This is a genomic window from Micromonospora inositola (assembly GCF_900090285.1).
Classification (GTDB): Bacteria; Actinomycetota; Actinomycetes; order Mycobacteriales; family Micromonosporaceae; genus Micromonospora; species Micromonospora inositola.
In genome coordinates this window covers 5,015,647-5,036,218 of sequence record NZ_LT607754.1, presented here as the reverse complement: position 1 = coordinate 5,036,218, position 20,572 = coordinate 5,015,647, and the positions used below count along the sequence as shown (strand labels likewise).

Here is a 20,572-nt window from a genome sequence, read left to right as displayed (position 1 = left end):
GACTCGCGCGACGGCCGCCGGGGGGCCGACAGCGGCTCAGGGTCGGTCGGCGTCCGCCCAGAAGTCGCGGAGCAGCGTGTGGAACTCCTCGGACCGCTCGATCTGCGGCATGTGCCCGGTGTCGGCGAACAGGTGGGTCCGCGCCCGGGGCAGCCGGGACCGGGCGGCGGTCAGGTGGGCGGCGGGGAGGATCAGGTCCCGGTCGCCCCAGACCACCAGCGTGGGGAGGTCCAGCGCGGCGACCGCGTCGAGCAGGTCGGCCCGCCACTGTGGTCGTACGCCCCGCCAGGTGCCGAGGCTGCGGACCAGTTCCAGCATCACCCGGGCGGCGTGCGGCTGCCGGGCCACCGCGAGCGCGGTCGCGATCCGCTCCTCGGTGGCGTACGCCGGGTCGCGGAAGATCGCCAGCTCGGTGCGGCGGGCGATGGCCGGGTGGGGACGCAGCAGCAGCCGGCCGAGCGGGCGCAGGGCGAGCAGTCGCAGCGCGACGGTCACCTCGCGGCCGAACCCGGCGCTGTTGACCAGCGCCAGGCTGGCCGCCCGGGACGGCTCGTCGGCGGCCAGCCGCATCGCCACCGCCCCGCCGAGGGAGTTGCCGACCAGGTGCGCCGGCCGGTCGACCCCGGCCGCGTCGAGGAACTCCGCGACGGCCGCGGCGAGCGCCGGCAGGGTGTGCGGGGCGTCCAGCGGCGCGGAGCCGCCGTGGCCGGGCAGGTCGACGCTGACCACCCGGTGGTCGGCGGCCAGCAGCTCGTGCTGGGCGGTGAAGTCGTCGAGGGTGCGCCCGATGCCGTGCAGCAGCACCACGGCCGGTCCGGTGCCCGAGATCCGGCAGCGCACCCGCCGGCCGGCCACCGTCAGCTCGTCGGCGGGCGGCAGGGAGACCGTCACGCCTGCTGCCCGCCGGTGGCCTCGGGGGTCAGCGGTCCGACCGCCGGCCGGGGCGCGGGCACCGGGTCCGCCGCGGGCGTGGGCGCCGGGGCGGGCTCCGGCCGGGACGTCGACCGGGCCCCGGGGCCGCCCGCGCTCCGGTTGGCACCGGCGACCAGGACCCGGTGGTAGGAGGCGGGGGCGAGCCGGGCCAGCAGATCCGGCAGCTTCGCCGACCAGCCGATCAGCACCCGACCGCGGCGGCGTTCCACCCCGCGCAGGATCACCTCGGCGGCCTTCGCCGGGTCGATGGAGAGCAGCTTCTCGAACTGCCTGCGGCCGGCCTCGTACTCCTCCCGGGAGACGCCGCTGCCCACCCGGGCGCTCTGCGCGATCCGGGTCCGGATGCCGCCGGGGTGCACCGAGGTGACCCCGACCCCGTCGTCGACCAGCTCGTGCCGCAGCGCCTCGGTGAAGCCGCGGACGGCGAACTTGCTGGCCGAGTAGGCAGCCTGCCCGGCGGGGGCGATCAGTCCGAAGAGGCTGGAGACGTTGACCAGGTGGGCGCCCGGCTCGGCCTTCAGCGCGGGCAGCAGCGTGTGGGTCAACCGGACCACGGCCCGGAAGTTGATGTCGACGACCCAGAGGAACTCGTCGAGGGTGACCTGGTCGAACCGGCCGCCCAGGGCGACGCCGGCGTTGTTGACCAGCAGCCGGATCCGGGGGTGTGCCCGGCGGATCTCCGCGGCCACCCGGTCGGTCGCGTCGGCGTCGGCGAGGTCGACCAGATGGGTGTCGATCCGCCGGTCGGGGTGGGCGGCGCGGATCGCGGCGACCACCGCGTCGAGCCGTTCGGCGTCCCGGTCGAGCAGGACCAGGTCGGCGCCGCGCCGGGCGAGGGCGTGCGCCAGTGCCTCGCCGATGCCGCTGGCCGCGCCGGTGACGACGGCGGTGCCGCCGGGGAAGACGAAGTCACGCATCCGGTGCTCCTCTGGGTCAGGCGACGGTGGTGTCGGCGGGCATGCCCACGGCGGGATCGGCGACCGGCTCGGCCGGAGAGTCGTCGGTCGGCCCGACGGCGCGGGAGAAGCGGACGCCCTCGTCGGCGAGCCGGCCGTGCCGCATCAGCAGCACGTCGCGGGGATAGTTCTGGTGCAGCCGCCAGGGCGCCGTCGCGCCCTGCTTGGGCAACTGGTCGACCGCGCGCAGCACGTACCCGGACTTCAGGTCGATGATCGGCTCCAACTCGCCGGAGGTCGGGGCGACCGGGGTGACGATCTGCTGGCCGGTGACGTCGAGGTGGCGCAGCAGCCGGCAGACGTACGTGGCGACCAGGTCGGCCTTGAGCGTCCAGGAGGCGTTGGTGTAGCCGATGGTCATGGCGAAGTTCGGCACGCCGGAGAGCATCATGCCCTTGTACGCGACGGTTTCCGCGAGGTCGACCTCCTGCCCGTCCACCGCGAGGGTCATGCCGCCGAGGGCGAGCAGGTTGAGGCCGGTGGCGGTGACCACGACGTCGGCGGGCAGTTCCTCGCCCGAGGTGAGCCGGACGCCGTGCTCGGTGAAGGTGTCGATGGTGTCGGTGACCACCGCCGCCCGCCCGGCCTTGACCGCGTCGAACAGGTCGCCGTCGGGGACGACGCAGAGCCGCTGGTCCCACGGGTTGTAGCGGGGTGAGAAGTGCCGGTCGAGGTCGTAACCGACCGGGAGCCGGCCCTTGGCGGCGCGGCGCAGCAGCTTCTTGACCACGCCGGGGGCGCGCCGGCTGAGCTGGAAGTTGGCCACCCCGAGCAGCACGTTCTTCCAGCGCACCACCGAATACGCGGCCGTCGCGGGGAGCCAGCGCCGCAACGCGTCGGCCAGCACGTCGCGCGACGGCAGCGCGATGACGTACGTCGGTGAGCGCTGGAGCATGGTGACGTGGGCGGCCCGCTCGGCCAGCGCCGGCACCAGGGTGACCGCGGTCGCGCCGCTGCCGATCACCACCACCCGCTTGCCGGTGTGGTCCAGGTCCTCGGGCCAGTGCTGCGGGTGCACCAGCTGGCCGGCGTACCGGTCGACGTCCGGGAAGTCCGGGGTGTAGCCCTCGTCGTAGCGGTAGTAGCCGGAGCAGGTGAAGAGGAACGCGCAGGTGAGCACGACCTCCTCGCCGGTGTCGTCGCGGCGGGCGTGCACGGTCCAGCGGGCGCGGGCGCTGTCCCACGCGGCGCGGACGACCCGGTGGTGGAAGCGGATGTGCTGCTCGACGCCGTGCTCGCGGGCGGTGTCCCGGACGTACGCGCGGATCGAGTCGCCGTCGGCGATCGCCTTCGGGTTCGTCCACGGCTTGAAGGAGTAGCCGAGGGTATACATGTCGGAGTCCGAGCGGATGCCCGGGTAGCGGAACAGGTCCCACGTCCCGCCGATCGCCCCGCGGGCCTCGAGCAGCGCGTACGTCTTCTCCGGACAGTTGCGCCGCAGGTGCACGGCGGCGCCGATGCCGGAGAGCCCGGCACCGACGATGAGGACGTCGACGTGGTCGGAAGCCATGGCATCTCCCGTTCGCGGGGCAGTGGACCGGACACTATCCACCGCCGTCGACGCCAGTCAACACCCTGTCGAGTCGAATCGACAGGGTGTCGAGCGGGTGTAGCATCAGCCGTCATGACCGCCGCCCGCACGCCCGCCGGAGCCGCGCCGACGCGCGGGCGGCGACCGGGCCGCTCGACGGGCGACGACCGGGAGCTGGCCATCCTCGGCACCGCCGAACAGCTGCTGGAGCAGCGCGCCTTCGGCGACATCTCCATCGACGACCTGGCCCGGGGCGCCGGCATCTCCCGGCCGACGTTCTACTTCTACTTCCCGTCCAAGGACGCGGTGCTGCTCACCCTGCTCGACCGCGTCATCGAGGAGGCGGATGCGGCCGCGGGCGACGTGCTGGACCGCCTCGCCGAAGACCCCCGGACCAGGTGGCGGGAGGTGATCAGCCGGTTCCACGCCACCTTCGGCGGCCACCGGGCGGTGGTGCTGGCCTGCGCCCAGGTGCGCGGCACCAACGCCGAGGTGCGCCGGCTCTGGGCCACCGTGCTGGAGCGCTGGGTGCACGCCGTCGAGACCGCCGTCGAGGGGGAACGCCGGCGCGGGGCGGCCCCGGACGGGCTGCCCGCCCGGGACCTCGCCATCGCGCTGAACTCGATGAACGAACGGGTCTGGTACGCCACCTTCGCCGGCGACGGCCCGGCCGTGGCCGAGCGGGACGTGGTGGACGTCCTGCTCGACGTCTGGCTGACCGCGATCTACCGCACCACGACCCCGCCGCCGGCTCAGCCGGTCTGAGTTGGCTCAGCCGGTCTGCACCCGGCTGAAGTCCATGATCCAGTTCGTCTCCCAGGTGCGCTCGCCGTCGGTGGAGAAGGCCTGCTCCCAGCGGCAGGAGGTCGGCGTGATGCGGGACCAGATGAACCGGCAGCGGACCGGCCCCCCCTCGTCGGTGTCGTCGGCGTAGAAGGTGCCCACCCCGTCGACGAACCGGCCGACCACCGGCGGTAGCTCCAGGATCCCCCGCCGGCTGTGCATCCAGTAGATCGACCAGAGCCCGCTCGCCGGGTCGAGGATCCGCACGGTCGAGCCGGAGAAGCCCCGGGTGGCACACCGCATCTCGTCGAAGCTGCCGCCGCCGTCGAAGAACCGGTGCGCCACCGAGGTGCCCGGGAACTCGTCCCACTCGTCGCTGCCGACGTGCCGCTCGACCAGCCGCCGGTTGGCCACGTCCCAGGTCCCGACCAGGAAGTCGAAGTCGCCCATCACCAGCCCACCGGCCCCTCGACGCGGGTGTCGGCCAGGTAGCCGGCCAGGTCGGGCCGGTCGGGGGCGAGGAGGTGGCGGACCCAGGCGGTGCGCTCGTGCTCCAGGACCCCCAGCTCCCAGACGCAGCCCACGCCGGGGCGGGGCATCGGCACGAAGTGCGCCGGGTCGTCGTCCGGGCAGTCCAGGGCGGGCTGGCCGGCGACCGCGATCCGGCACTCCACCACGTTGTCCCAGAACCAGCTGTACGCCAGCAGGTAGGCGCCGCTGTCCGCGCCCCGGTGCAGCACCACCCAGCTCGCCGGCGGGGTGCTCCCGTCCGGCTCGGGCAGCAGCTTGGGCAGGAAGGCGTACGCGGCCTCCACCACCTCCGGTTCGAGCCGGCGGTCGGGCTGGTCGATGTGGTAACGCTTGACGTGCCGACCGGCGACCTCGACGGTCCCCGGCACGGTCAACTCCTTGTCGCGAAAAGCCATGCCGGGACGGTAGAACGTCTCCCCTGACAGCTACTGTCAGGGGATGCGGGCCAGTCGTCTCCTGTCGATCCTGCTGCTGCTCCAAGCCCACGGTCGGCTCACCGCCGCCGACCTGGCGCAGCGGCTGGAGGTCTCCGTCCGGACCGTCTACCGCGACGTGGAGTCGCTGCACGCCGCCGGGATCCCGCTCTACGGCGAGGCCGGACACGCCGGCGGCTACCGGCTGGTCGACGGCTGGCGGACGCGGCTGACCGGGCTCACCGCCGAGGAGGCGGACCGGCTGCTCTTCGCCGGGCTGCCCGGGCCGGCCGCCGAGCTGGGCTACGAGTCGGTCGTCGCCACCCTCCAGCTCAAGCTGCGGGCCGCGCTGCCGCCGCCGCTGGCCGACCGGGCCGCCCAGCTCCAGCAGCGTTTCCACCTGGACACCCCCGGCTGGTACTCCGACGGCGACCCCTCGCCGCACCTGGCCCCCACCGCCGACGCGGTCTGGCGGCAGCACCGGATCCAGGTCCGCTACCGGAGCTGGCAGGGCGAGGTGGCCCGCACGCTGGAACCGTACGGCCTGGTGCTCAAGGGCGGCCGCTGGTACGTGGTGGCCGCCCGCCCGGAGCGCGCCGAGCCGGCCACCTACCGGGTGAACCAGATCCTCGAACTGACCACCCTGGACGAAACCTTCGACCGGGCCGCCGACTTCGACCTGCCGGCCTGGTGGCGGGCGCACGTGGTGGAGTTCCGGGCCCGCCTGCACCGCGACGAGGCAACCATCCGACTCTCCCCCCGTGGGCGGGACCGGCTGCGGGAGATCTGCAGCGACGCGGTGGTCGCCGCGGTCGACGCCAGCGCCGGACCGCCGGACGACGCCGGCTGGGTGCGGGCGGTGGTCCCGATCGAGTCGCTCACCCACGCCCACGGTGACCTCCTCCGCCTCGGCGCCGAGGTGGAGGTGCTCTCCCCCGCCGAGCTGCGCGCCCGCCTCGCCGACACGGCCGCCGCGCTCGCCGCGCTCTACGCGCCGACGCACCCGCCGGCCGGCATGCCGGCCCCAGCCGCGGCTGCTGACCCATGGGTCGAGCCCCGCCGATCCGCCATGAACTGATCGGCCGGCCAGCGCGCGCTGCTCCCGGCGCCGCCGGGTGCCGGGAGCAGCCGAGGCCGCACAGCTCCGGCGGGGCCACCCAGGACCTGGTGAGACCGTCGGCGGAGAGCCAGACGCCCCTGCTGTCCGGCCAACCGGTCTGCACGTACCCGCCGGGCACCGGCTCGGCGGCCGCGCCGGGGCCGAGGGTGGTGGGGCGGACGGTCCGCCCACCGTCGCGGTGCCCGGGGTGCGCTGCCACGACTCGCCGGCGTCGGCCTGCGCGACGTCCTGCGCCTCGGCGTAGTCAACCGTCATCGCGTATACCTGGGCCACCAGGCGGGCCGCCGAGGCGGCGTACACCTGCCTGATCTGTTCCTGTGGGTCCACATCGTCCCCTCCCGTGTCCGATCGCTGCACCCGGTACGACCGGCCAGCGGGCGGCGAGGTGACATTCTCACCGGAACACCGATGAGTCCCCGACCGACCCGACGTTGTACGTCACGACAGCCGTTACCGAGGCCAGGGAGGCCGATCATGGACTGGAAGCTCGAACTCGTCGTGGTGCCCGTCTCGGACGTGGACCGGGCCAAGGCGTTCTACCTGGACCAGACCGGGTTCCGGCTGGACGTGGACCACTCCGCCGGCGAGGACTTCCGCGTCGTGCAGCTCACCCCGCCCGGCTCCGCCTGCTCGATCGCGCTGATGCGCAATCCGGATGCCGCCGGCTCGGTGAGCGGGCTGCACCTGGTCGTCGCGGACATCGACGCGGCGCGGACGGAGCTGGTGGACCGGGGCGCGAAGCCCGGCGAGGTCTTCCACTTCGCGGCGGGCGGTGTGCAGAGCGCCGGGCCGGACCCGGAGCGCCGCGACTACGGCTCCTTCCTGTCGCTGCGGGACCCGGACGGCAACGAGTGGCTGATCCAGGAGGTCGGCCGGGCCGGGGCGGCGGAAGCGTGACGGCCGACCTCGACACCGCGCCGACCGATCCCGACTTCGCCGCGCTGACCGAACGCCACCGGCGCGAGCTGCACGTGCACTGCTACCGGATGCTCGCCTCCTTCGACGACGCCGAGGACGCCGTCCAGGATACGTACCTGCGGGCCTGGCGGGGACGGGACGGCTTCGACGGCGCGCAGGTCCGGGCCTGGCTCTACCGGATCGCCACCAACGTCTGCCTGGACCTGCTGCGCCGGAACGGCCGGCAGCCGCGCGCCGCGCGGTCGTACGCGGAGGTGCCGTGGTTGCAGCCGTACCCGGACCGGCTGCTGGACCGGGTCGCGCCGGGTGACGAGCAGCCGGACGCGGTGGCGGTGACCCGGGAGACGATCGAGCTGGCGTTCCTCGCCGCCATGCAGGTGCTGCCGGCCCGGCAGCGGGCCGCGTTCCTGGTCCGTGACGTGCTCGGCTGGTCGGCGGCGGAGACGGCGGAGCTGCTGGAGACCAGCGTGTCGGCGGCGAACAGCGCCCTGCAGCGGGCCCGGGCCACCCTGCAGGCCCACCTGCCGGCCCGCCGGGCCGACTGGGCGGGCAACCCGGTCGACGAGCGGGAACGGGAGCTGCTGGCCCGGTTCATCGACGCCCACGAACGCTGCGACGCGGCCGCCGCGCTCGCCGCCGCGGCGCCGGACCTCCGGATCACCATGCCGCCGCAGCCGATGTGCTTCGACGGCGTCGCGGCCATCGCGCCGCTGCTGGAGCGGGCCTTCGGGCCGGAGCGGGAGGGCGACTGGCGGCTGCTGCCGACGTACGCCAACCGGCTGCCGGCCGCCGCGAGCTACCTGCGGCGGCCCGGCGACCCGGTGTTCCGCGCGTTCAAGCTGGACGTGCTGCGGGTGCGGGACGGGCGGATCGCCGAGATCACCACCTTCGGCCACGCGCTGTTCCCCGCGTTCGACCTGCCGGCGGTGCTCTGAAGCCGGTCGGAGCCACGCGTGCCCGACGAGCGGGCGAAGCCGGGCGTGCAGCAGCGGCCAGAGCTGCCTGCCGATCATGCGCAGGTACGCCCGGCGCGCGGGTCGAACCGCGTTCGGCAACCTGGCCGCCCGCTCCGACAATTCGCGCTGCGCCGGCGACCGGCGACGGCATGATCGAGGCATGGAGCGACGACCGCCGCGAGGGCACCGCATGGTGCCGCACACCGCCGACGTGCGGATCGAGGCGTGGGCGCCGGACCGGGAGGGCTGTGTGGCAGAGGCGGTCACCGCAATGGTCGACACCTTCGTGGATCCCTCCGGCGCGACCCCCGAGGCCGACGTCGAGTTCCACGTACCGCCCGGCGACGACCCGGACCTGCTGGTGGGCGTACTCGATGAGGTGATCTTCCGGATGGAGACGGAGGGCGAGCTGCCGCTCACCACCGAGGCGCGGTCGGCCGACGACGGCGGCCTGCTGGTGCGGTGGAGCATGACCGGCACCGACGCGGTGGAGCTGGTGGGCGCGGTGCCCAAGGCGGTGTCCCTGCACGAGTTGCGCTTCGGCCCCGACGGGGGCGGCTGGTCCTGCGCGGTGACGCTGGACGTGTGACGCCCCTCAGCCCTTGACCACGCCGAGCGGGACGAGCCGGGCCACCCGCCGGCACAGCCCCGCGCCCTCGGCCGCAGCCACCACGGCGGTGATGTCCTTGTATGCGGCGGGCATCTCCTCGGCCAGCCCTCGCCGGGACGCTCCGCGCACCGCGATGTCCTGCGCCTCCAGCTCGCGCCGTGGGTCGTGACCCCGCTCCGCCTTGGTGGCCTGCTTGCGGCTCTGCACCCGGCCCGCGCCGTGGCAGGTGGAGGCCCACGCCGGCGCGCCGGGGACGCCGGTGAGCACGTACGAGCCGGTCCCCATCGAGCCGGGGATGAGCACGGGCTGGCCGACCTCGCGCAGGTCGTCCGGCAGGTCATCGTGGCCGGGCGGCAGCGCCCGGGTGGCGCCCTTGCGGTGCACGCAGAGCCGGCGCGCCGCCCCGTCCACCTGGTGCGTCTCGATCTTGGCGAGGTTGTGCGAGATGTCGTACACCAGGTCCAGGCCACGGCCGGTGACCCGCTCGAACACCTGCCGGGCCGCGTGGGCGAGCAGCTGCCGGTTGGCCCGGGCGTAGTTGGCCGCGGCGGCCATCGCGCCGAGGTAGGCCCGCCCCTCGTGCGAGGAGACGGGCGCGCAGGCGAGCTGCCGGTCGGGCACGTGGATGCCGTACCCGGGCATCGCCTTCTCCATCTCCCGTACGTAGTCGGTGCAGATCTGGTGGCCCAGCCCGCGCGACCCACAGTGGATCATGACGCAGACCTGACCGGCACGCAGTCCGAAGGCGGTGGCCACCGCCTCGTCGTAGACCTCCTCGACGGCCTGCACCTCGAGGAAGTGGTTGCCGGAGCCGAGGCTGCCGACCTGGCGCGCGCCACGCTCCACCGCCCGCTCGCTGACCTGGGCCGGGTTCGCGTCGTCGACCGCGCCGTAGTCCTCGCAACGGTCCAGGTCCCGTTGGACGCCGTAGCCGCGCTCGACGGCGTACCGGGAGCCGCCGCGCAGCACCCCGTCGAGTTCGGCGCCGTCGGGCAGGTGCCACACTGCGCCCTTGCCCATGCCGCGCGGCGTCGCGTCGCCAAGGCCGTCCATCAGCGCGTCCAGTCGGGGCCGCAGCTCGGCGCGGTCCAGGTCGGCGGTGAGCAGCCGCACGCCGCAGGAGATGTCGAAGCCGACCCCACCCGGGGAGACCACCCCGCCGGTCTCGACGTCGGTGGCGGCGACGCCGCCGATCGGGAAGCCGTAGCCCCAGTGCACGTCCGGCATCGCGTACGAGGCGCCGACGATGCCGGGCAGGGTGGCCACGTTGGCCACCTGCTCCAGCGACTTGTCGGCTCCGGCGTCCGGCAGCAGCGACCCGGACGCGAAGACCACGCCCGGTACCCGCATCGGATCATGCCGATCGATCCGGAACCGGTACGTCGACTCCTCGACCAGCTCCATGCCGGGCGGGCTACCCGCCCCCTGGTGGATTACACCCGGTCCGGTTGAGTTCGTCCGGTCAGGTAGTGCGCCAGCATGCCCCAGCGATACGTGGACTACCCGAGCATCGCCGTCGTCACGGGCGCGGACTCCGGCATCGGCAAGGCCTCGGCGGCGGCGCTCGCCGGGGCCGGCTTCGACATCGGCATCACCTGGTACGGCGACCCGGAGGGCGCTTGATCCCTCCGCCGGGCACGGCGGGCCCCACCCCTCGGTGGAGGCCGGCTGGGTGGGTCGGTGGCGGGCCACCCCACCTGCGCGCTGCGGCGCGCTCTCCGACTTCTGACCGGTACGCGGCGCCCGCGCCCGCGCGGGCGCCGCCACCGTCCGATGCTCACCTCATCGGCGAGATGGAGGCCCGCTGGATGTACGCGACCTGCGCGCCGAAGGCCACCAGCGCCACCGCCACCCCGACCGCGATGCCGACCGTCGGGGTGGCGCCCGCCAGGCCGGTCAGCAGCGTGGCGCCCAGCCCGACCAGCAGCGCGTTGACCGCCCCGACCATCGCCGCCGTGGTGAGCAGCAGGTGCCAGTGGCCCGGCCGGCTGCCGACCGCCGCCCAGACGGCGCGCTGCGGGCCCCCGCCGACGACCGCGTCGGCGAAGAACTCGTGCTCGCCCGCGAACTGCCGGTGGTAGTAGGCGCGGATGCGCTGGATGCGCCGGAGATCCAGCGAGTTCTCCACCATGTTCTGCACCAGCCGGCCGAAGGTGAACAGACCGGTGATCACCAGGGTCGGCACCACCGCGCCGAGGTACGGCTTGAGCAACTGCCCGCTGGACGAGACGAAACCCAGCCCGATCAGCGCGGCGGAGAGCATGGTCAGGAACACCGTGGCCCGGCCGACCGACTCGGCGATCGTGGCGCCGCGAGAGGTCTGCAGCACGAAGTGCTCGGTGGTCAGGGCGGTGAGCAGCGCCTGCTCCCGTGCCTGCTCGTCCATTCCGCCGCCCTTCGTGCCGGTTACGGTCACGATACGAAGATCCGGGCTGCCGGCGTGGGCGAACGGGCGCGACGACGGCGCTGGCGCCCGGGCCGCCGGGACGGCCGCCGGCGGGTGGACGGACAATGGGTCCGGTCGCGGCCCTCGCCGCGCACCCTCAGCAACTCGGAGCAATGGGAGGCCGGTCCAGCGTGTCGGACACCGCGGAACAGCAGTCGGCGGCGCCCGTCGGCGGGCGGGAGCTGCGCGCCGACTGCACGCGCTGCTTCGGGATCTGCTGCGTCGCGCCGGCCTTCTCCGCCTCCGCCGACTTCGCCCTCGACAAGCCCGCCGGGCAACCCTGCCCGAACCTGCGTGCGGACTCCCGCTGCGGCATCCACCGCGACCTGCGCCAGCGCGGCTTCCCCGGCTGTACGGTGTTCGACTGTTTCGGCGCCGGCCAGCAGGTCGCCCAGGTCACCTTCGGCGGGCGGGACTGGCGGGCCGACCCGTCGACCGCGCGCCGGATGTTCGACACCTTCGCGGTGATGCGGCCGCTGCACGAACTGCTCTGGTACCTGACCGAGGCGCTGGCCCTGACCCCGCCCGGCCGGCTGCGCGACGACCTCACCCGGGCGCTGGAGGAGACCGGCCGGCTCGCCGACGGCACCCCGGAGGAGCTGCTCGCCCTCGACGTCGACGCCCACCGGGGGCGGGTCAACGCGCTGCTCTCCCAGGCCGGCGAGCGGGCCCGGGCCGGCCGAGCGGGCGCGGACCGGCGCGGGGCGGTGCTGATCGGGGCGGACCTGCGCCGGGCGGACCTGGCCGGGGCGAACCTGCGCGGCGCCTGCCTGATCGGCGCGGACCTGCGCGGCGTGGACCTCGGCGCGGCCGACCTGACCGGCGCGGACCTGCGCGGCGCGGACCTGCGCGGAGCCGACCTGAGCAGGTGTCTCTTCCTGCACCAGTCCCAGCTCGACGCCGCCCGCGGGGACCACCGCACCGTGCTGCCGGCGGCGCTGCGCCACCCCGCGCACTGGTCGCTCACCGTGACGCCGGCCCGCCCCCGGACCGGACGCCGGCGGGGCTGACCCCGGTACCGCCGCCGCGGGCGGTGACGTTTCGCCGCGGTGCCGTCGGGTAGCCGGAACTGCCGCCGCACCACCGTGTCGGCGGCCGGCGGCACCCAGGGAGGCGACCGTGGGATATCGGGCACGGCAAGGCAAGCAACCGGCCGATCCGGCGCACGCCGAGGACGAGGGCGGTCAGGCCCGGTTGGTCCAGGTGGGGGCGGACACCGACGTCCCGGCGCCGGACGACGGCGCACCGAAGCCGGACCTGGTCACCGAGGACGACGGTTCCGGGGTGGCCGGCGGGGCGTCGGGCAGCAGCTCGGGCGGCTCCGGCCTGCCCGGGCACCCGGACGCGCCCCGCTGAGCGGGCCCGGGCGGACGACGTTTGCCCCCGCCGGACACGGGCAGGAGTGCGACATGACGAGTGAGAAATCCCTCGGCCGCGCGGCGACCGACGAACCCGACGGCGCGACCGCGTACGAGGCGTCGCTGCGACCGCCGGGCGACTCCCTGCACACGACCGACGACACCGGCGACGACTTCGCCGACCTGCCGGCCGAGGAGGCGCGACCCGCTCGGGAGACCAGCCGGGCCGGCTACGACGTCGACGCCGTCTCGGGCACCGGCGAGCCTCCGAGTCCCGAGGAGTGACCCGGCGGCCGGCCGGCGGCGTCAGTCGAGGCCGATCGCGCCAGCCGGGCGGCGGCTGTCGGTAACAAGGTCGATCCGCTACGTTGTCCATCGATCGGGTTCGACACAACCCGTCTCCTCACCGGGCGGCGGCCACCTCGGCGCGGGCCTCGGTCATACCCCGGTTGGCCAGCGCGTCGGCCCGCTCGTTCTCCGGGTGGCCGTTGTGCCCCTTCACCCAGAGCCAGGTCACGTCGTGCCGGGCGCAGGCGGCCTCCAGCCGCTGCCACAGGTCGGCGTTCTTCACCGGCTGCTTCGCGGCGGTCAGCCAGCCGTTGCGCTTCCAGCCGGCCAGCCAGCCGGTGATGCCGTTGCGCACGTACGTGCTGTCGGTGTGCAGCCGGACGGTGACCGGTCGGGTCAGGCTCTCCAGCGCCCGGATCGCGGCGGTCAGCTCCATCCGGTTGTTCGTGGTCGGCGTCGCCTCCCCGCCGCACAGCTCCCGCTCGTGGTCGCCCCAGCGCAGCAGCACGCCCCAGCCGCCCGGGCCCGGATTGCCGCTGCACGCCCCGTCGGTCCAGATCTCCACGACCCTGCCGGCCGCTGCCTCCGCCATGCCGGCAACCTACCGGGTACGCCGGGCGGCGGGACCACCCGACCCGCGTGCGGTCGCTGTCGTGTGGTGCTGCTGCGCAACTGACAGGGCCACCTACCGGCCGGCCTGACCCCCCGTCGGAGATCCGACGCCCGGCGCGGGGGCGGGGGCCGGGTCGCGGCGGATCCGGGCGCGGAGCCGACCGACGGCGTCGCCGAGCACCGCGCCGGTCATCGGCAGCAGCGGGCTGGAGCGCATCACCGCCAGGTCCTCGGCCGGGGAGGTGGCCCCGTCGAGGAAGCGCAGCACCCGCTCGGGCGGGTTGCGGTCGAAGAGCCGGTCGAAGAACTCCGCCCCGCCGACGTGCCCCCGGTCCAGGGCGCGCAGCGCCACCGCGTCCATCCACAGGTGGCGCCGGGGGTACGCGGGCCGCGGCACCGGCGGCCGGCCCGCCGCGAGGGCCGCGGCCACCTGCGCTGCCTGCCGGTGCATGGCGGAGAAGGTGAACCCGGTGGACGGCCGGGTGGCGCCCCCGGCGGTGCCGAGGCGGACCACCCGGGGCGAGGGGCGGGCGACGAACGGAGCGTCGGTCATCGGGATCACCCCGTTCTCCACCTCCCGGACCGTCAGCGCCGCCGGGTCGATGCCGAGCAGGTCGAGGTAGCCGCGCAGCGCGGCGTCGTACCCGGAGTCGGTGAGCAGGTCGGGTGAGAACTCGGTGTACTCGACCAGGGCGTACCGGTCGCTGACCGGCAGCAGGTAGCCGAACGAGACGCCCCGGGCGGGCTGCGGGGTGCGGAAGTCCATCAGCACCGCCCGGTCGGGGTCGAACGTCGGCCCGTCGGCCGCCAGCCACCAGCCACGGAAGTGCTGCAACCAGCTGGTCCGCCCGGGCCGCCGGGGCGGGCGGGGCCGGGAGTCGAGCACCCAGCCGGCCCGCACCAACGCCCGGCCGTCGGTGTCGCGGACCGTCACCCGGTGACCGTCGTCGTCGAGGGTGCCGGCCGCCGCGCCGATCCGGGTCGCGCCGAGGCGGCGTTCGGCCTCGGCAGCCCGGTCGTAGACCGGGGCCGAGCGGAGCATGGCGTACCGCAGCGGGGCGAGCGACAGGACGCGGCGGCCGGCGGGCGTGACCACGTCGACCCGGGACCAGCTGGCGCTGAGCATTGGGTCGAGGTCGTTGCCGGGGGTGTCCCAGAACGCCCAGGTCCGGTCCTGGCCCCGCTTGTGCACCGGGTCGACCACGGCGACCCGCAGCCCGGACAGCCCATGCCGGTCCAGGGCGGCCAGGACCAGGGAGGCGGCGCCGCCGCCGCCCACCAGCGCCACGTCGACGTCGACCGGGGTTGGGTCCACCCCGCCACGCTGCCACATGCCCGGCCTGCCGCCCGCCGGGGGACCCGCCGCCACGCCCCGGGACGCCGCGTAGATTCGGGGGATCACCAAGGAACGGGGGACGGCATGGCGCAGGCACCGCTGCGGGTGGGGCTGCTGGGGTACGGGATCGCCGGGCGGGTGTTCCACGCCCCGCTGATCGCCGCGACCCCCGGGCTGCGGCTGGACGCCATCGTCACGGCCAACCCGGAGCGACGGGAGCAGGCCCGCCAGGAGCATCCCGACGCCCGGCTCCTCGACGACGCCGACCAGCTGTGGCGCGCCGCGGACCCGCTCGATCTGGTCGTGGTGGCGACGCCGAACCGGCAGCACGCGCCGATGGCCCGCGCGGCGTTGGCGGCCGGGCTGCCGGTCGTGGTGGACAAGCCGCTCGCGCCGACCGCCGCGGAGAGCCGCGCCCTGGTCGACGAGGCGGCCCGCCGGGGTGTGCCGCTGACCGTGTTCCAGAACCGCCGCTGGGACGGCGACTTCCTCACCGTCCGCCACCTCGTCGAGAAGGGCGAGCTGGGGCGGGTGACCCGCTTCGAGTCGCGGTTCGAACGCTGGCGGCCGGCGATCAAGCCGGGCTGGCGGGAGAGCGCCGCGCCCGGCGAGGCCGGCGGCGCGCTGTTCGACCTCGGCGCCCACCTGGTCGACCAGGCCGTGCAGCTCTTCGGGCCGGTGGAGCGGGTCTACGCGGAGGTGGACCGGCGGCGGCCCGGCGTCGAGGTCGACGACGACGCGTTCGTGGCGCTGACCCACACCGGCGGCGTCCGCTCCCACCTGTGGATGGGCGCGGTGACCCCGCAGCTCGGACCGCGGATGCGGGTCCTCGGCGACCGCGCCGGCTACACCACGTATGGGCTGGACGTGCAGGAGGAGGCGCTGCGCGACGGGGGCCGACCGGACGCGCCGGGCTGGGGCGAGGTCCCCGCCGAGCAGTACGGCCAGCTCGGCGTCGACGGTGACCTGCGGCCGGTGCCCACCGAGCCGGGCCGCTACCAGGACTTCTACGCCCAGGTCGCGGCGGCGCTGCGCGACGGCGGGCCGATGCCGGTCGACCCGCGCGACGCCGTCGCCACGGTCGGGCTGATCGAGCTGGCGCACCGCTCCGCTGCCGAGGGCGTGGTGCTGCCCGTCCCGCCGCTGGCCTGACCGGGGTCAGTACGGGAACGCCCGAGGGCGTCCTCCTTCGGTCGGCCCCACGCTAGGCGACGGTCGCCGGGCGGTCGTCCGTCGCGGGCGCGGGCTCGGCGTACGCGGCGGCGACCGTCGCCCGGTCGAAGACCCGCCAGGTCGCCGCGGTCACCGCGACGGCCACCACGAATCCCACCCAGTACGGCGCGGTCAACCCGAACCGGGCGGCGACCACCCCGCCGAGCAGCGCGCCCAGGCAGTTGCCGCCGGCGGCGATGAAGAGCGTGGTGCTGCCCACCCGGCCCTGCAGCGCGGACGGGGTCAGCCGCTGGCGCAGCGAGTTCGACACCATGTTCCACAGCGCGCCGTGCACCCCGAACGCGAACAGCGCGACCGCGATCACCACCGCGCTGCGGGACGCCGCCAGGGCCAGGTGCAGACCGGCCTCGATCAGCAGGCCGATCCGGATGGTCCAGGTGGCGGTGATCCGGGCGACCAGCCGGTCGCCGACCACCGAGCCGAGCAGCCCACCGACCGCCATGCAGGTGAAGAGCACGCCGTAGCCGACCGAGCCGAGGCCCAGCCGCCGGGTGGCGAGCAGCACCAGCACCGCGATGGCGGCGGTGAGGGTGAGGTTGAGCAGCCCGATCAGGAAGGTCATGGTGCGTAGCAGCCGCTGCGACAGCAGCCAGCGGAAGCCCTCGGCGACCTCCGCCCGCACCGAGCGGCGGCCACCCGTCGCGGGTGCGCCCCGGTACGACCCGCCGACCAGGCCGATGAGCACCGCGCTGAGCGCGTACGTGGCGGCGTTGACGCCGAACGGGATGCTGGCCGCCAGCACGAAGAGGAACCCGCCGAGCGGGCCGGCGATCATGCCCTGCGTCAGGGTCGTTCCGCCGCCCAGCCAGCCGTTGGCCCGTTCCAGCCTCGACCGGGGCACCACCGCCGGCAGCATCGCCTGGCCGGCGGCCCGGAACACCACCTCGCCGGCGTTGACCACGAACAGCACCGCGTAGAGCAGGGCCACCCCGGCCCGGCCGGTGACGATCGCGGCGGTCAGCACCGCCAGGGCGGCCACGCGTACCCAGTCGATGACGACCATCAGCCGCCGCCGGTCGACCCGGTCGACCAGAACGCCGCCGGGCAGCGCGAACAGCAGCCACGGCAGCCACGCCACCGCCGAGGCCGCCGACACGGTCAGCGGATCGTCGGTCCGCGACGCGACGAACAGCGGCGCCGCCACGGTCGCCATCCCGCTGCCCAGCGCCGACATCGTGCTGGCCGCCCAGAGCCGGGCGAAGCGCCCGTCGAGCCGTTCCCCCGCCGTCCCCGTCACGGCGAGCGAACCTACCAGGCGAATCTCCGTTGAGCCGGCCGTCGGGTCCGTGCGAGGGTCGGCGGGTGACCGACTACCGCACGATCAACCGGGCCAACTGGGACGAGCGCGCCCCCGCCCACGCCGCCTCGCCGGACTACGCGGTGGACCGTTTCCTGGCCGACCCCGGGTACCTCAGTGAAGTGGTCCGATTCGACCTGCCCCGGCTCGGTGACGTCGCCGGGCTGCGCGGGGTGCACCTGCAGTGCCACATCGGCACCGACACGGTGTCGCTGCACCGGCTCGGCGCCCGGATGACCGGCCTGGACTTCTCCGGCGCCTCCCTGGCCCAGGCCCGCGCCCTGGCCGACCGGACCGGCGCGGCCGTCGACTTCCTCGAGGCGGACGTGTACGACGCGCCGGAGGTGCTGGGTCGCGGCGGCTTCGACCTGGTCTACACCGGCATCGGCGCGCTGTGCTGGCTGCCGGACGTCCGCCGCTGGGCGGGGGTGGTAGCCGACCTGCTGCGGCCCGGCGGGCGGCTCTTCCTCCGCGAGGGGCACCCGATGCTGGGCACCCTCGACGACCCCCGACCGGACGGCACCCTCGCCGTCGCGCACCCGTACTTCGAGCGGCCCGAGCCGCTGGTGTGGGACGGGCCCGGGACGTACGTGCAGACCGAGGAGACCTTCCGGCACACCGTGAGCCACTCGTGGAACCACGGGCTCGGCGAGGTGGTCACCGCCCTGCTCGACGCGGGGCTGGACCTCACCATGCTGGCCGAACACGACAGCGCGCCCTGGGACGCGCTGCCCGGGGCGACGGTCCGGGACGCGGCCGGCGAGTGGCGGCTCGCGGACCGACCCTGGCGGCTGGCGCAGACGTACACCCTCCAGGCCCGCCGCCGGGGCTGACTTACGCCGTCCAGCTCAGCACGACCGGGTCGAGCGGGTCGTGCACGGGCTCGTCGAGGCGGTGGTCGTACGCGGCCGGCAGGTACCGTCCGTCCTCGTCGGGCCCGAGCGGGCGCAGGACCGAGTCCACAATGGTGTCCTGGTCGAAGGAGTCCCGGTAGTAGCCCTCGGCCGACAGGGAACCTCGACGCGACACCGACCGGTCCCGCAGGTGCTCGGCCAACCGGGTCAGCACCCGCACACGCCCGGCCGGAGTCACCCGCCGCTCGGTCGGGCTGGGTCGAACAGTTCGCTCACCGCCACCCGGTCGAAGGCGTTCAACAGCGCTTCCGTGCCCTCGGTGAGCTTCAGCCGCACCTCGGCGGGGTGCAGCGGCACCAGGGCGAGCAGGGAGATCTCCTTGCCGCTGTCGGTGGTGACGGTCCGCGCCTCCGGCGCGCAGCGGAGCATCGGGGTGACGACGACGCCGACGAACGGGGTGTCCGGCGCGTAGGGCTGGGCCGGGTCGCCGTTCGGGACCGAGTGCCACGCGCCGATCCAGGTGTCGTACTCGTGCGGCAGCCGCGCGACCGTCTTCAGCACCCGGATCGGCCAGTACGCGCTGTCGTCCCGGAACGCCTCCGCGGTCATCGGCCAGTCGGCCGGCAGGCACATCATCAGCTCGGCGTAGGGGCTGACGCCCGCCTCCGGCGGGACCGTCATCGGTCGGTCGCTCATGCCGGAGGTCACCAGGGTGTGGAACGGGCGTTCCGGGGTGGGTGCGACCACGTGCACGTCGACGTGGACGAGGTCGGAGGCCAGCTCGTGCCAGACGAACGCGATCGGTCCGAAGTGGCGCTCGATGTGCCGCTCGATCGCCTCGGCGGTGTCCGGGTCACCGGGGACGGCCGGCTCCCAGCCACGTTCCCGGGCGGCGTGCCGCAGCACTCCCGACCCCCGAGGCCCTGCCCCGTCCGAAGATCCCATGCCGGGCAGCCTAGCCGTCGCCGCCGGTCACGGCGGCCGGGCCGGAGCCCATGCCATGATCACGCATGCCCGTCACCAACCCCTGGCCCCCATGGGCGTCTTCGCGCCACTGGTCGGGCAGGCCAGCAGCCGGGGTGCGCAGGTCTTCGGGCGGGCGCGGGTGCTCAGCCCGGACGACCCGGACTTCGACCACCACTGGCCCGCCTACCGATGGCAGTCCGACCACGTGGAGCGAGCCCGCCCCCTGAACGAACCGCCGACCGGGCCGCTGGTCGTGGTGGCCGCCGACCGGATCGTCTACACCGAACACTGGCTGCGCCGCGACGGCTACGCACCCCGCCAGTTCTGGCGGGCCTGACCGCACTCCTTCAGCGAGGGGAGGCTCTCACCGACGTCCCGGCTGCGGTCAGTAGGCGTCGGCCAACTGTGCGCGCAGCTTGGTCAGCGCCCGGGCCAGCAGCCGGGAGATGTGCATCTGCGAGACGCCGATCTGCTCGGCGATCTCGCTCTGGGTGAGGTTGCCGTAGAAGCGCAGGGTGACGATCTTCTGCTCGCGCTCGTCCAGCAGAGCGAGCGCCGGGCCGAGGGCCACTCGCAGGTCGGCGAGGGCGAACTCGCCGTCCTCGCCGCCGAGGGTGTCGCCGAGCTCGGTCGCCCGGGCACCATCGCCGATCGGGGTGGACAGCGACACCGCGTTGTAGGCGCGGGCGCCCTCCAGGCCCTCCAGGACCTCTTCCTCGGTCAGCTTGAGGTGGGCGGCGATGTCGGCGACCGTCGGTGAGCGGCCGAGGGTCTGCAGCAGCGAGCTGTTGGCGTCGGAGATGGCCAGCCGCAGCTCCTGGAGGCGACGCGGCACGCGGATGTCCCAGGTGCGGTCGCGGAAGTGCCGCTTGAGCTCGCCGATGATGGTCGGGATGGCGTAACCGGCGAAGTCCACACCTCGCGTCGGGTCGAACTTGTCGATCGCCTTGATCAGCCCCATCGCGGCGGTCTGCACCAGGTCCTCGCTGGGCTCGCCGCGCCCGCAGTAGCGGCGGGCCAGGTGATTGGCCAGTGGCAGCCACGCCTCGACCGCCCGGTCACGGAGAGCAGGGCGGGACGGGTGGTCGGCGGGCAGCGCGGCCATCGCGTTGAGCAGCTGGGTCGCGGGCGAGTCCGGCGAGGTGACGTGGTTTGGGCGACCAGCGTAGGCCGGTCGGTCGGTGATGATCATGGTGGCTCCTCCGGAACTCCCCGGCAGCGCTTGGCGTGTGCGGCACCGACCGTAGGAGCCGAGACTAGACTAACGGTCACCGGAAGGCTAGCCGAAAGGCTGATACCGAAAGTGTCGTCGGCCCGTCCCGCCGACGGCGGATAGCGGCGGGCGAGTCTGGCCGGATCCCTGCTCCTCCTCGTGACCGAGGGCGAGACGGCCGCCGAGGCCGCCGGCGGCGAACAGGAACGCCGGCGCCC

At 74.6% G+C, this 20,572-nt stretch carries 24 protein-coding genes and 1 pseudogene; 12 read left to right on the top strand and 13 right to left on the bottom strand.

The features are described 5' to 3' along the window. Positions 1-36: 36 nt before the first annotated feature. Genes GA0070613_RS23985 through GA0070613_RS23975 form a run of 3 tightly spaced genes read right to left on the bottom strand, consistent with a single transcriptional unit; the run spans position 37 to position 3,399 of the window. The gene (locus tag GA0070613_RS23985) at positions 37-891 is read right to left on the bottom strand and encodes an alpha/beta fold hydrolase (protein ID WP_089014356.1); all 855 of its coding nucleotides are present in this window, start codon (positions 889-891) and stop codon (positions 37-39) included. Continuing rightward, complete coding sequence (locus GA0070613_RS23980; RefSeq protein WP_089014355.1) at positions 888-1,850, bottom strand: SDR family NAD(P)-dependent oxidoreductase; 963 nt, start codon at positions 1,848-1,850, stop codon at positions 888-890. Before GA0070613_RS23980 ends, GA0070613_RS23985 begins: the two co-directional genes overlap by 4 nt. Positions 1,851-1,866: 16 nt before the next feature. Beyond that, positions 1,867-3,399: a flavin-containing monooxygenase gene (locus tag GA0070613_RS23975; RefSeq protein ID WP_089014354.1), complete on the bottom strand. Its 1,533-nt coding sequence runs from the start codon at positions 3,397-3,399 to the stop codon at positions 1,867-1,869. A 114-nt stretch (positions 3,400-3,513) separates the two neighbouring features. On the opposite strand from GA0070613_RS23975, the gene GA0070613_RS23970 reads away from it, so the two are divergent. Continuing rightward, positions 3,514-4,185 carry a TetR/AcrR family transcriptional regulator gene (locus GA0070613_RS23970; protein ID WP_089014353.1) on the top strand — a complete coding sequence of 224 codons (672 nt, stop codon included), beginning with the start codon at positions 3,514-3,516 and terminating at the stop codon, positions 4,183-4,185. Positions 4,186-4,191: 6 nt separating this feature from the next. Here GA0070613_RS23970 and GA0070613_RS23965 read toward each other — a convergent pair whose 3' ends face one another. Both GA0070613_RS23965 and GA0070613_RS23960 read right to left on the bottom strand, forming a co-directional pair. Beyond that, positions 4,192-4,653, bottom strand: a complete 462-nt coding sequence (locus tag GA0070613_RS23965; RefSeq protein WP_089014352.1) for a hypothetical protein — start codon at positions 4,651-4,653, stop codon at positions 4,192-4,194. After that, positions 4,653-5,129: a hypothetical protein gene (locus tag GA0070613_RS23960; RefSeq protein WP_089014351.1), complete on the bottom strand. Its 477-nt coding sequence runs from the start codon at positions 5,127-5,129 to the stop codon at positions 4,653-4,655. The genes GA0070613_RS23965 and GA0070613_RS23960 overlap by 1 nt, the downstream gene beginning before the upstream one ends. Positions 5,130-5,172: 43 nt before the next feature. Here GA0070613_RS23960 and GA0070613_RS23955 point away from each other — a divergent pair, with 43 nt between their 5' ends. The 4 genes from GA0070613_RS23955 (at position 5,173) to GA0070613_RS23940 (ending at position 8,730) form a co-directional block, all read left to right on the top strand. Then, complete coding sequence (locus GA0070613_RS23955) at positions 5,173-6,225, top strand: helix-turn-helix transcriptional regulator (protein WP_089014350.1); 1,053 nt, start codon at positions 5,173-5,175, stop codon at positions 6,223-6,225. Between the two features lie 516 nt (positions 6,226-6,741). Continuing rightward, positions 6,742-7,164 (top strand): VOC family protein, encoded by a 423-nt coding sequence (locus GA0070613_RS23950; RefSeq protein ID WP_089014349.1) that lies wholly within the window; start codon positions 6,742-6,744, stop codon positions 7,162-7,164. After that, positions 7,161-8,120 (top strand): RNA polymerase subunit sigma-70, encoded by a 960-nt coding sequence (locus GA0070613_RS23945; RefSeq protein WP_089014348.1) that lies wholly within the window; start codon positions 7,161-7,163, stop codon positions 8,118-8,120. Before GA0070613_RS23950 ends, GA0070613_RS23945 begins: the two co-directional genes overlap by 4 nt. A gap of 181 nt (positions 8,121-8,301) precedes the next feature. Then, positions 8,302-8,730 (top strand): archease, encoded by a 429-nt coding sequence (locus tag GA0070613_RS23940; RefSeq protein ID WP_089014347.1) that lies wholly within the window; start codon positions 8,302-8,304, stop codon positions 8,728-8,730. Between the two features lie 6 nt (positions 8,731-8,736). Here GA0070613_RS23940 and GA0070613_RS23935 read toward each other — a convergent pair whose 3' ends face one another. After that, a complete protein-coding gene (locus GA0070613_RS23935) occupies positions 8,737-10,155 on the bottom strand; it encodes an RtcB family protein (RefSeq protein WP_089014346.1) in 1,419 nt (472 codons plus the stop codon). A 75-nt stretch (positions 10,156-10,230) separates the two neighbouring features. On the opposite strand from GA0070613_RS23935, the gene GA0070613_RS32330 reads away from it, so the two are divergent. Next, a complete protein-coding gene (locus tag GA0070613_RS32330; protein ID WP_231929425.1) occupies positions 10,231-10,374 on the top strand; it encodes a hypothetical protein in 144 nt (47 codons plus the stop codon). Between the two features lie 154 nt (positions 10,375-10,528). On the opposite strand, the gene GA0070613_RS23930 is transcribed toward GA0070613_RS32330, so the two are convergent. Next, positions 10,529-11,167, bottom strand: a complete 639-nt coding sequence (locus GA0070613_RS23930; protein WP_157746484.1) for a hypothetical protein — start codon at positions 11,165-11,167, stop codon at positions 10,529-10,531. Between the two features lie 143 nt (positions 11,168-11,310). On the opposite strand from GA0070613_RS23930, the gene GA0070613_RS23925 reads away from it, so the two are divergent. The 3 genes from GA0070613_RS23925 (at position 11,311) to GA0070613_RS23915 (ending at position 12,840) form a co-directional block, all read left to right on the top strand. After that, a complete protein-coding gene (locus GA0070613_RS23925; protein ID WP_089014344.1) occupies positions 11,311-12,207 on the top strand; it encodes a pentapeptide repeat-containing protein in 897 nt (298 codons plus the stop codon). Positions 12,208-12,316: 109 nt separating this feature from the next. Then, positions 12,317-12,553: a preprotein translocase YidC gene (locus GA0070613_RS23920; RefSeq protein ID WP_089014343.1), complete on the top strand. Its 237-nt coding sequence runs from the start codon at positions 12,317-12,319 to the stop codon at positions 12,551-12,553. Between the two features lie 53 nt (positions 12,554-12,606). Beyond that, positions 12,607-12,840: a hypothetical protein gene (locus GA0070613_RS23915; RefSeq protein WP_089014342.1), complete on the top strand. Its 234-nt coding sequence runs from the start codon at positions 12,607-12,609 to the stop codon at positions 12,838-12,840. 118 nt (positions 12,841-12,958) lie between these two features. Here the strand turns inward: GA0070613_RS23915 and rnhA are convergent, their stop codons facing one another. Together rnhA and GA0070613_RS23905 are read right to left on the bottom strand one after the other, a co-directional pair. After that, a complete protein-coding gene (gene rnhA, locus GA0070613_RS23910) occupies positions 12,959-13,435 on the bottom strand; it encodes a ribonuclease HI (RefSeq protein ID WP_089014341.1) in 477 nt (158 codons plus the stop codon). A gap of 93 nt (positions 13,436-13,528) precedes the next feature. Then, the gene (locus tag GA0070613_RS23905; protein WP_089014340.1) at positions 13,529-14,788 is read right to left on the bottom strand and encodes a lycopene cyclase family protein; all 1,260 of its coding nucleotides are present in this window, start codon (positions 14,786-14,788) and stop codon (positions 13,529-13,531) included. Positions 14,789-14,875: 87 nt separating this feature from the next. Here GA0070613_RS23905 and GA0070613_RS23900 point away from each other — a divergent pair, with 87 nt between their 5' ends. Further along, complete coding sequence (locus GA0070613_RS23900; RefSeq protein ID WP_089014339.1) at positions 14,876-15,943, top strand: Gfo/Idh/MocA family protein; 1,068 nt, start codon at positions 14,876-14,878, stop codon at positions 15,941-15,943. Positions 15,944-15,995: 52 nt separating this feature from the next. Here GA0070613_RS23900 and GA0070613_RS23895 read toward each other — a convergent pair whose 3' ends face one another. Further along, a complete protein-coding gene (locus GA0070613_RS23895; protein ID WP_231929423.1) occupies positions 15,996-17,261 on the bottom strand; it encodes an MFS transporter in 1,266 nt (421 codons plus the stop codon). A gap of 65 nt (positions 17,262-17,326) precedes the next feature. On the opposite strand from GA0070613_RS23895, the gene GA0070613_RS23890 reads away from it, so the two are divergent. Then, the gene (locus GA0070613_RS23890) at positions 17,327-18,154 is read left to right on the top strand and encodes a class I SAM-dependent methyltransferase (protein ID WP_089014337.1); all 828 of its coding nucleotides are present in this window, start codon (positions 17,327-17,329) and stop codon (positions 18,152-18,154) included. Between the two features lies 1 nt (position 18,155). Here GA0070613_RS23890 and GA0070613_RS23885 read toward each other — a convergent pair whose 3' ends face one another. Beyond that, positions 18,156-18,389: a nucleoside/nucleotide kinase family protein gene (locus GA0070613_RS23885; protein ID WP_157746483.1), complete on the bottom strand. Its 234-nt coding sequence runs from the start codon at positions 18,387-18,389 to the stop codon at positions 18,156-18,158. A gap of 20 nt (positions 18,390-18,409) precedes the next feature. Next, a complete protein-coding gene (locus GA0070613_RS23880) occupies positions 18,410-19,120 on the bottom strand; it encodes a suppressor of fused domain protein (protein ID WP_089014335.1) in 711 nt (236 codons plus the stop codon). A 79-nt stretch (positions 19,121-19,199) separates the two neighbouring features. On the opposite strand from GA0070613_RS23880, the pseudogene GA0070613_RS23875 reads away from it, so the two are divergent. Beyond that, a pseudogene (locus tag GA0070613_RS23875) lies at positions 19,200-19,478 on the top strand (pyridoxamine 5'-phosphate oxidase family protein); the annotation flags it as partial. A gap of 48 nt (positions 19,479-19,526) precedes the next feature. On the opposite strand, the gene GA0070613_RS23870 reads toward GA0070613_RS23875, so the two are convergent. Next, positions 19,527-20,246, bottom strand: coding sequence for a SigB/SigF/SigG family RNA polymerase sigma factor (locus GA0070613_RS23870; RefSeq protein WP_231929868.1), 720 nt, complete (start codon positions 20,244-20,246; stop codon positions 19,527-19,529). Positions 20,247-20,572: the final 326 nt, after the last annotated feature.

Bases quoted from the DNA above. Each gene is read 5' to 3' on its own strand.
- GA0070613_RS23980 (WP_089014355.1), bottom strand. From the start codon at position 1,850: ATGCGTGACTTCGTCTTCCCCGGCGGCACCGCCGTCGTCACCGGCGCG.
- GA0070613_RS23975 (WP_089014354.1), bottom strand. From the start codon at position 3,399: ATGGCTTCCGACCACGTCGACGTCCTCATCGTCGGTGCCGGGCTCTCC.
- GA0070613_RS23970 (WP_089014353.1), top strand. From the start codon at position 3,514: ATGACCGCCGCCCGCACGCCCGCCGGAGCCGCGCCGACGCGCGGGCGG.
- GA0070613_RS23965 (WP_089014352.1), bottom strand. From the start codon at position 4,653: ATGGGCGACTTCGACTTCCTGGTCGGGACCTGGGACGTGGCCAACCGG.
- GA0070613_RS23960 (WP_089014351.1), bottom strand. From the start codon at position 5,129: ATGGCTTTTCGCGACAAGGAGTTGACCGTGCCGGGGACCGTCGAGGTC.
- GA0070613_RS23955 (WP_089014350.1), top strand. From the start codon at position 5,173: ATGCGGGCCAGTCGTCTCCTGTCGATCCTGCTGCTGCTCCAAGCCCAC.
- GA0070613_RS23950 (WP_089014349.1), top strand. From the start codon at position 6,742: ATGGACTGGAAGCTCGAACTCGTCGTGGTGCCCGTCTCGGACGTGGAC.
- GA0070613_RS23940 (WP_089014347.1), top strand. From the start codon at position 8,302: ATGGAGCGACGACCGCCGCGAGGGCACCGCATGGTGCCGCACACCGCC.
- GA0070613_RS23935 (WP_089014346.1), bottom strand. From the start codon at position 10,155: ATGGAGCTGGTCGAGGAGTCGACGTACCGGTTCCGGATCGATCGGCAT.
- GA0070613_RS32330 (WP_231929425.1), top strand. From the start codon at position 10,231: ATGCCCCAGCGATACGTGGACTACCCGAGCATCGCCGTCGTCACGGGC.
- GA0070613_RS23925 (WP_089014344.1), top strand. From the start codon at position 11,311: ATGGGAGGCCGGTCCAGCGTGTCGGACACCGCGGAACAGCAGTCGGCG.
- GA0070613_RS23915 (WP_089014342.1), top strand. From the start codon at position 12,607: ATGACGAGTGAGAAATCCCTCGGCCGCGCGGCGACCGACGAACCCGAC.
- rnhA (WP_089014341.1), bottom strand. From the start codon at position 13,435: ATGGCGGAGGCAGCGGCCGGCAGGGTCGTGGAGATCTGGACCGACGGG.
- GA0070613_RS23905 (WP_089014340.1), bottom strand. From the start codon at position 14,788: ATGTGGCAGCGTGGCGGGGTGGACCCAACCCCGGTCGACGTCGACGTG.
- GA0070613_RS23900 (WP_089014339.1), top strand. From the start codon at position 14,876: ATGGCGCAGGCACCGCTGCGGGTGGGGCTGCTGGGGTACGGGATCGCC.
- GA0070613_RS23880 (WP_089014335.1), bottom strand. From the start codon at position 19,120: ATGGGATCTTCGGACGGGGCAGGGCCTCGGGGGTCGGGAGTGCTGCGG.
- GA0070613_RS23870 (WP_231929868.1), bottom strand. From the start codon at position 20,246: ATGGCCGCGCTGCCCGCCGACCACCCGTCCCGCCCTGCTCTCCGTGAC.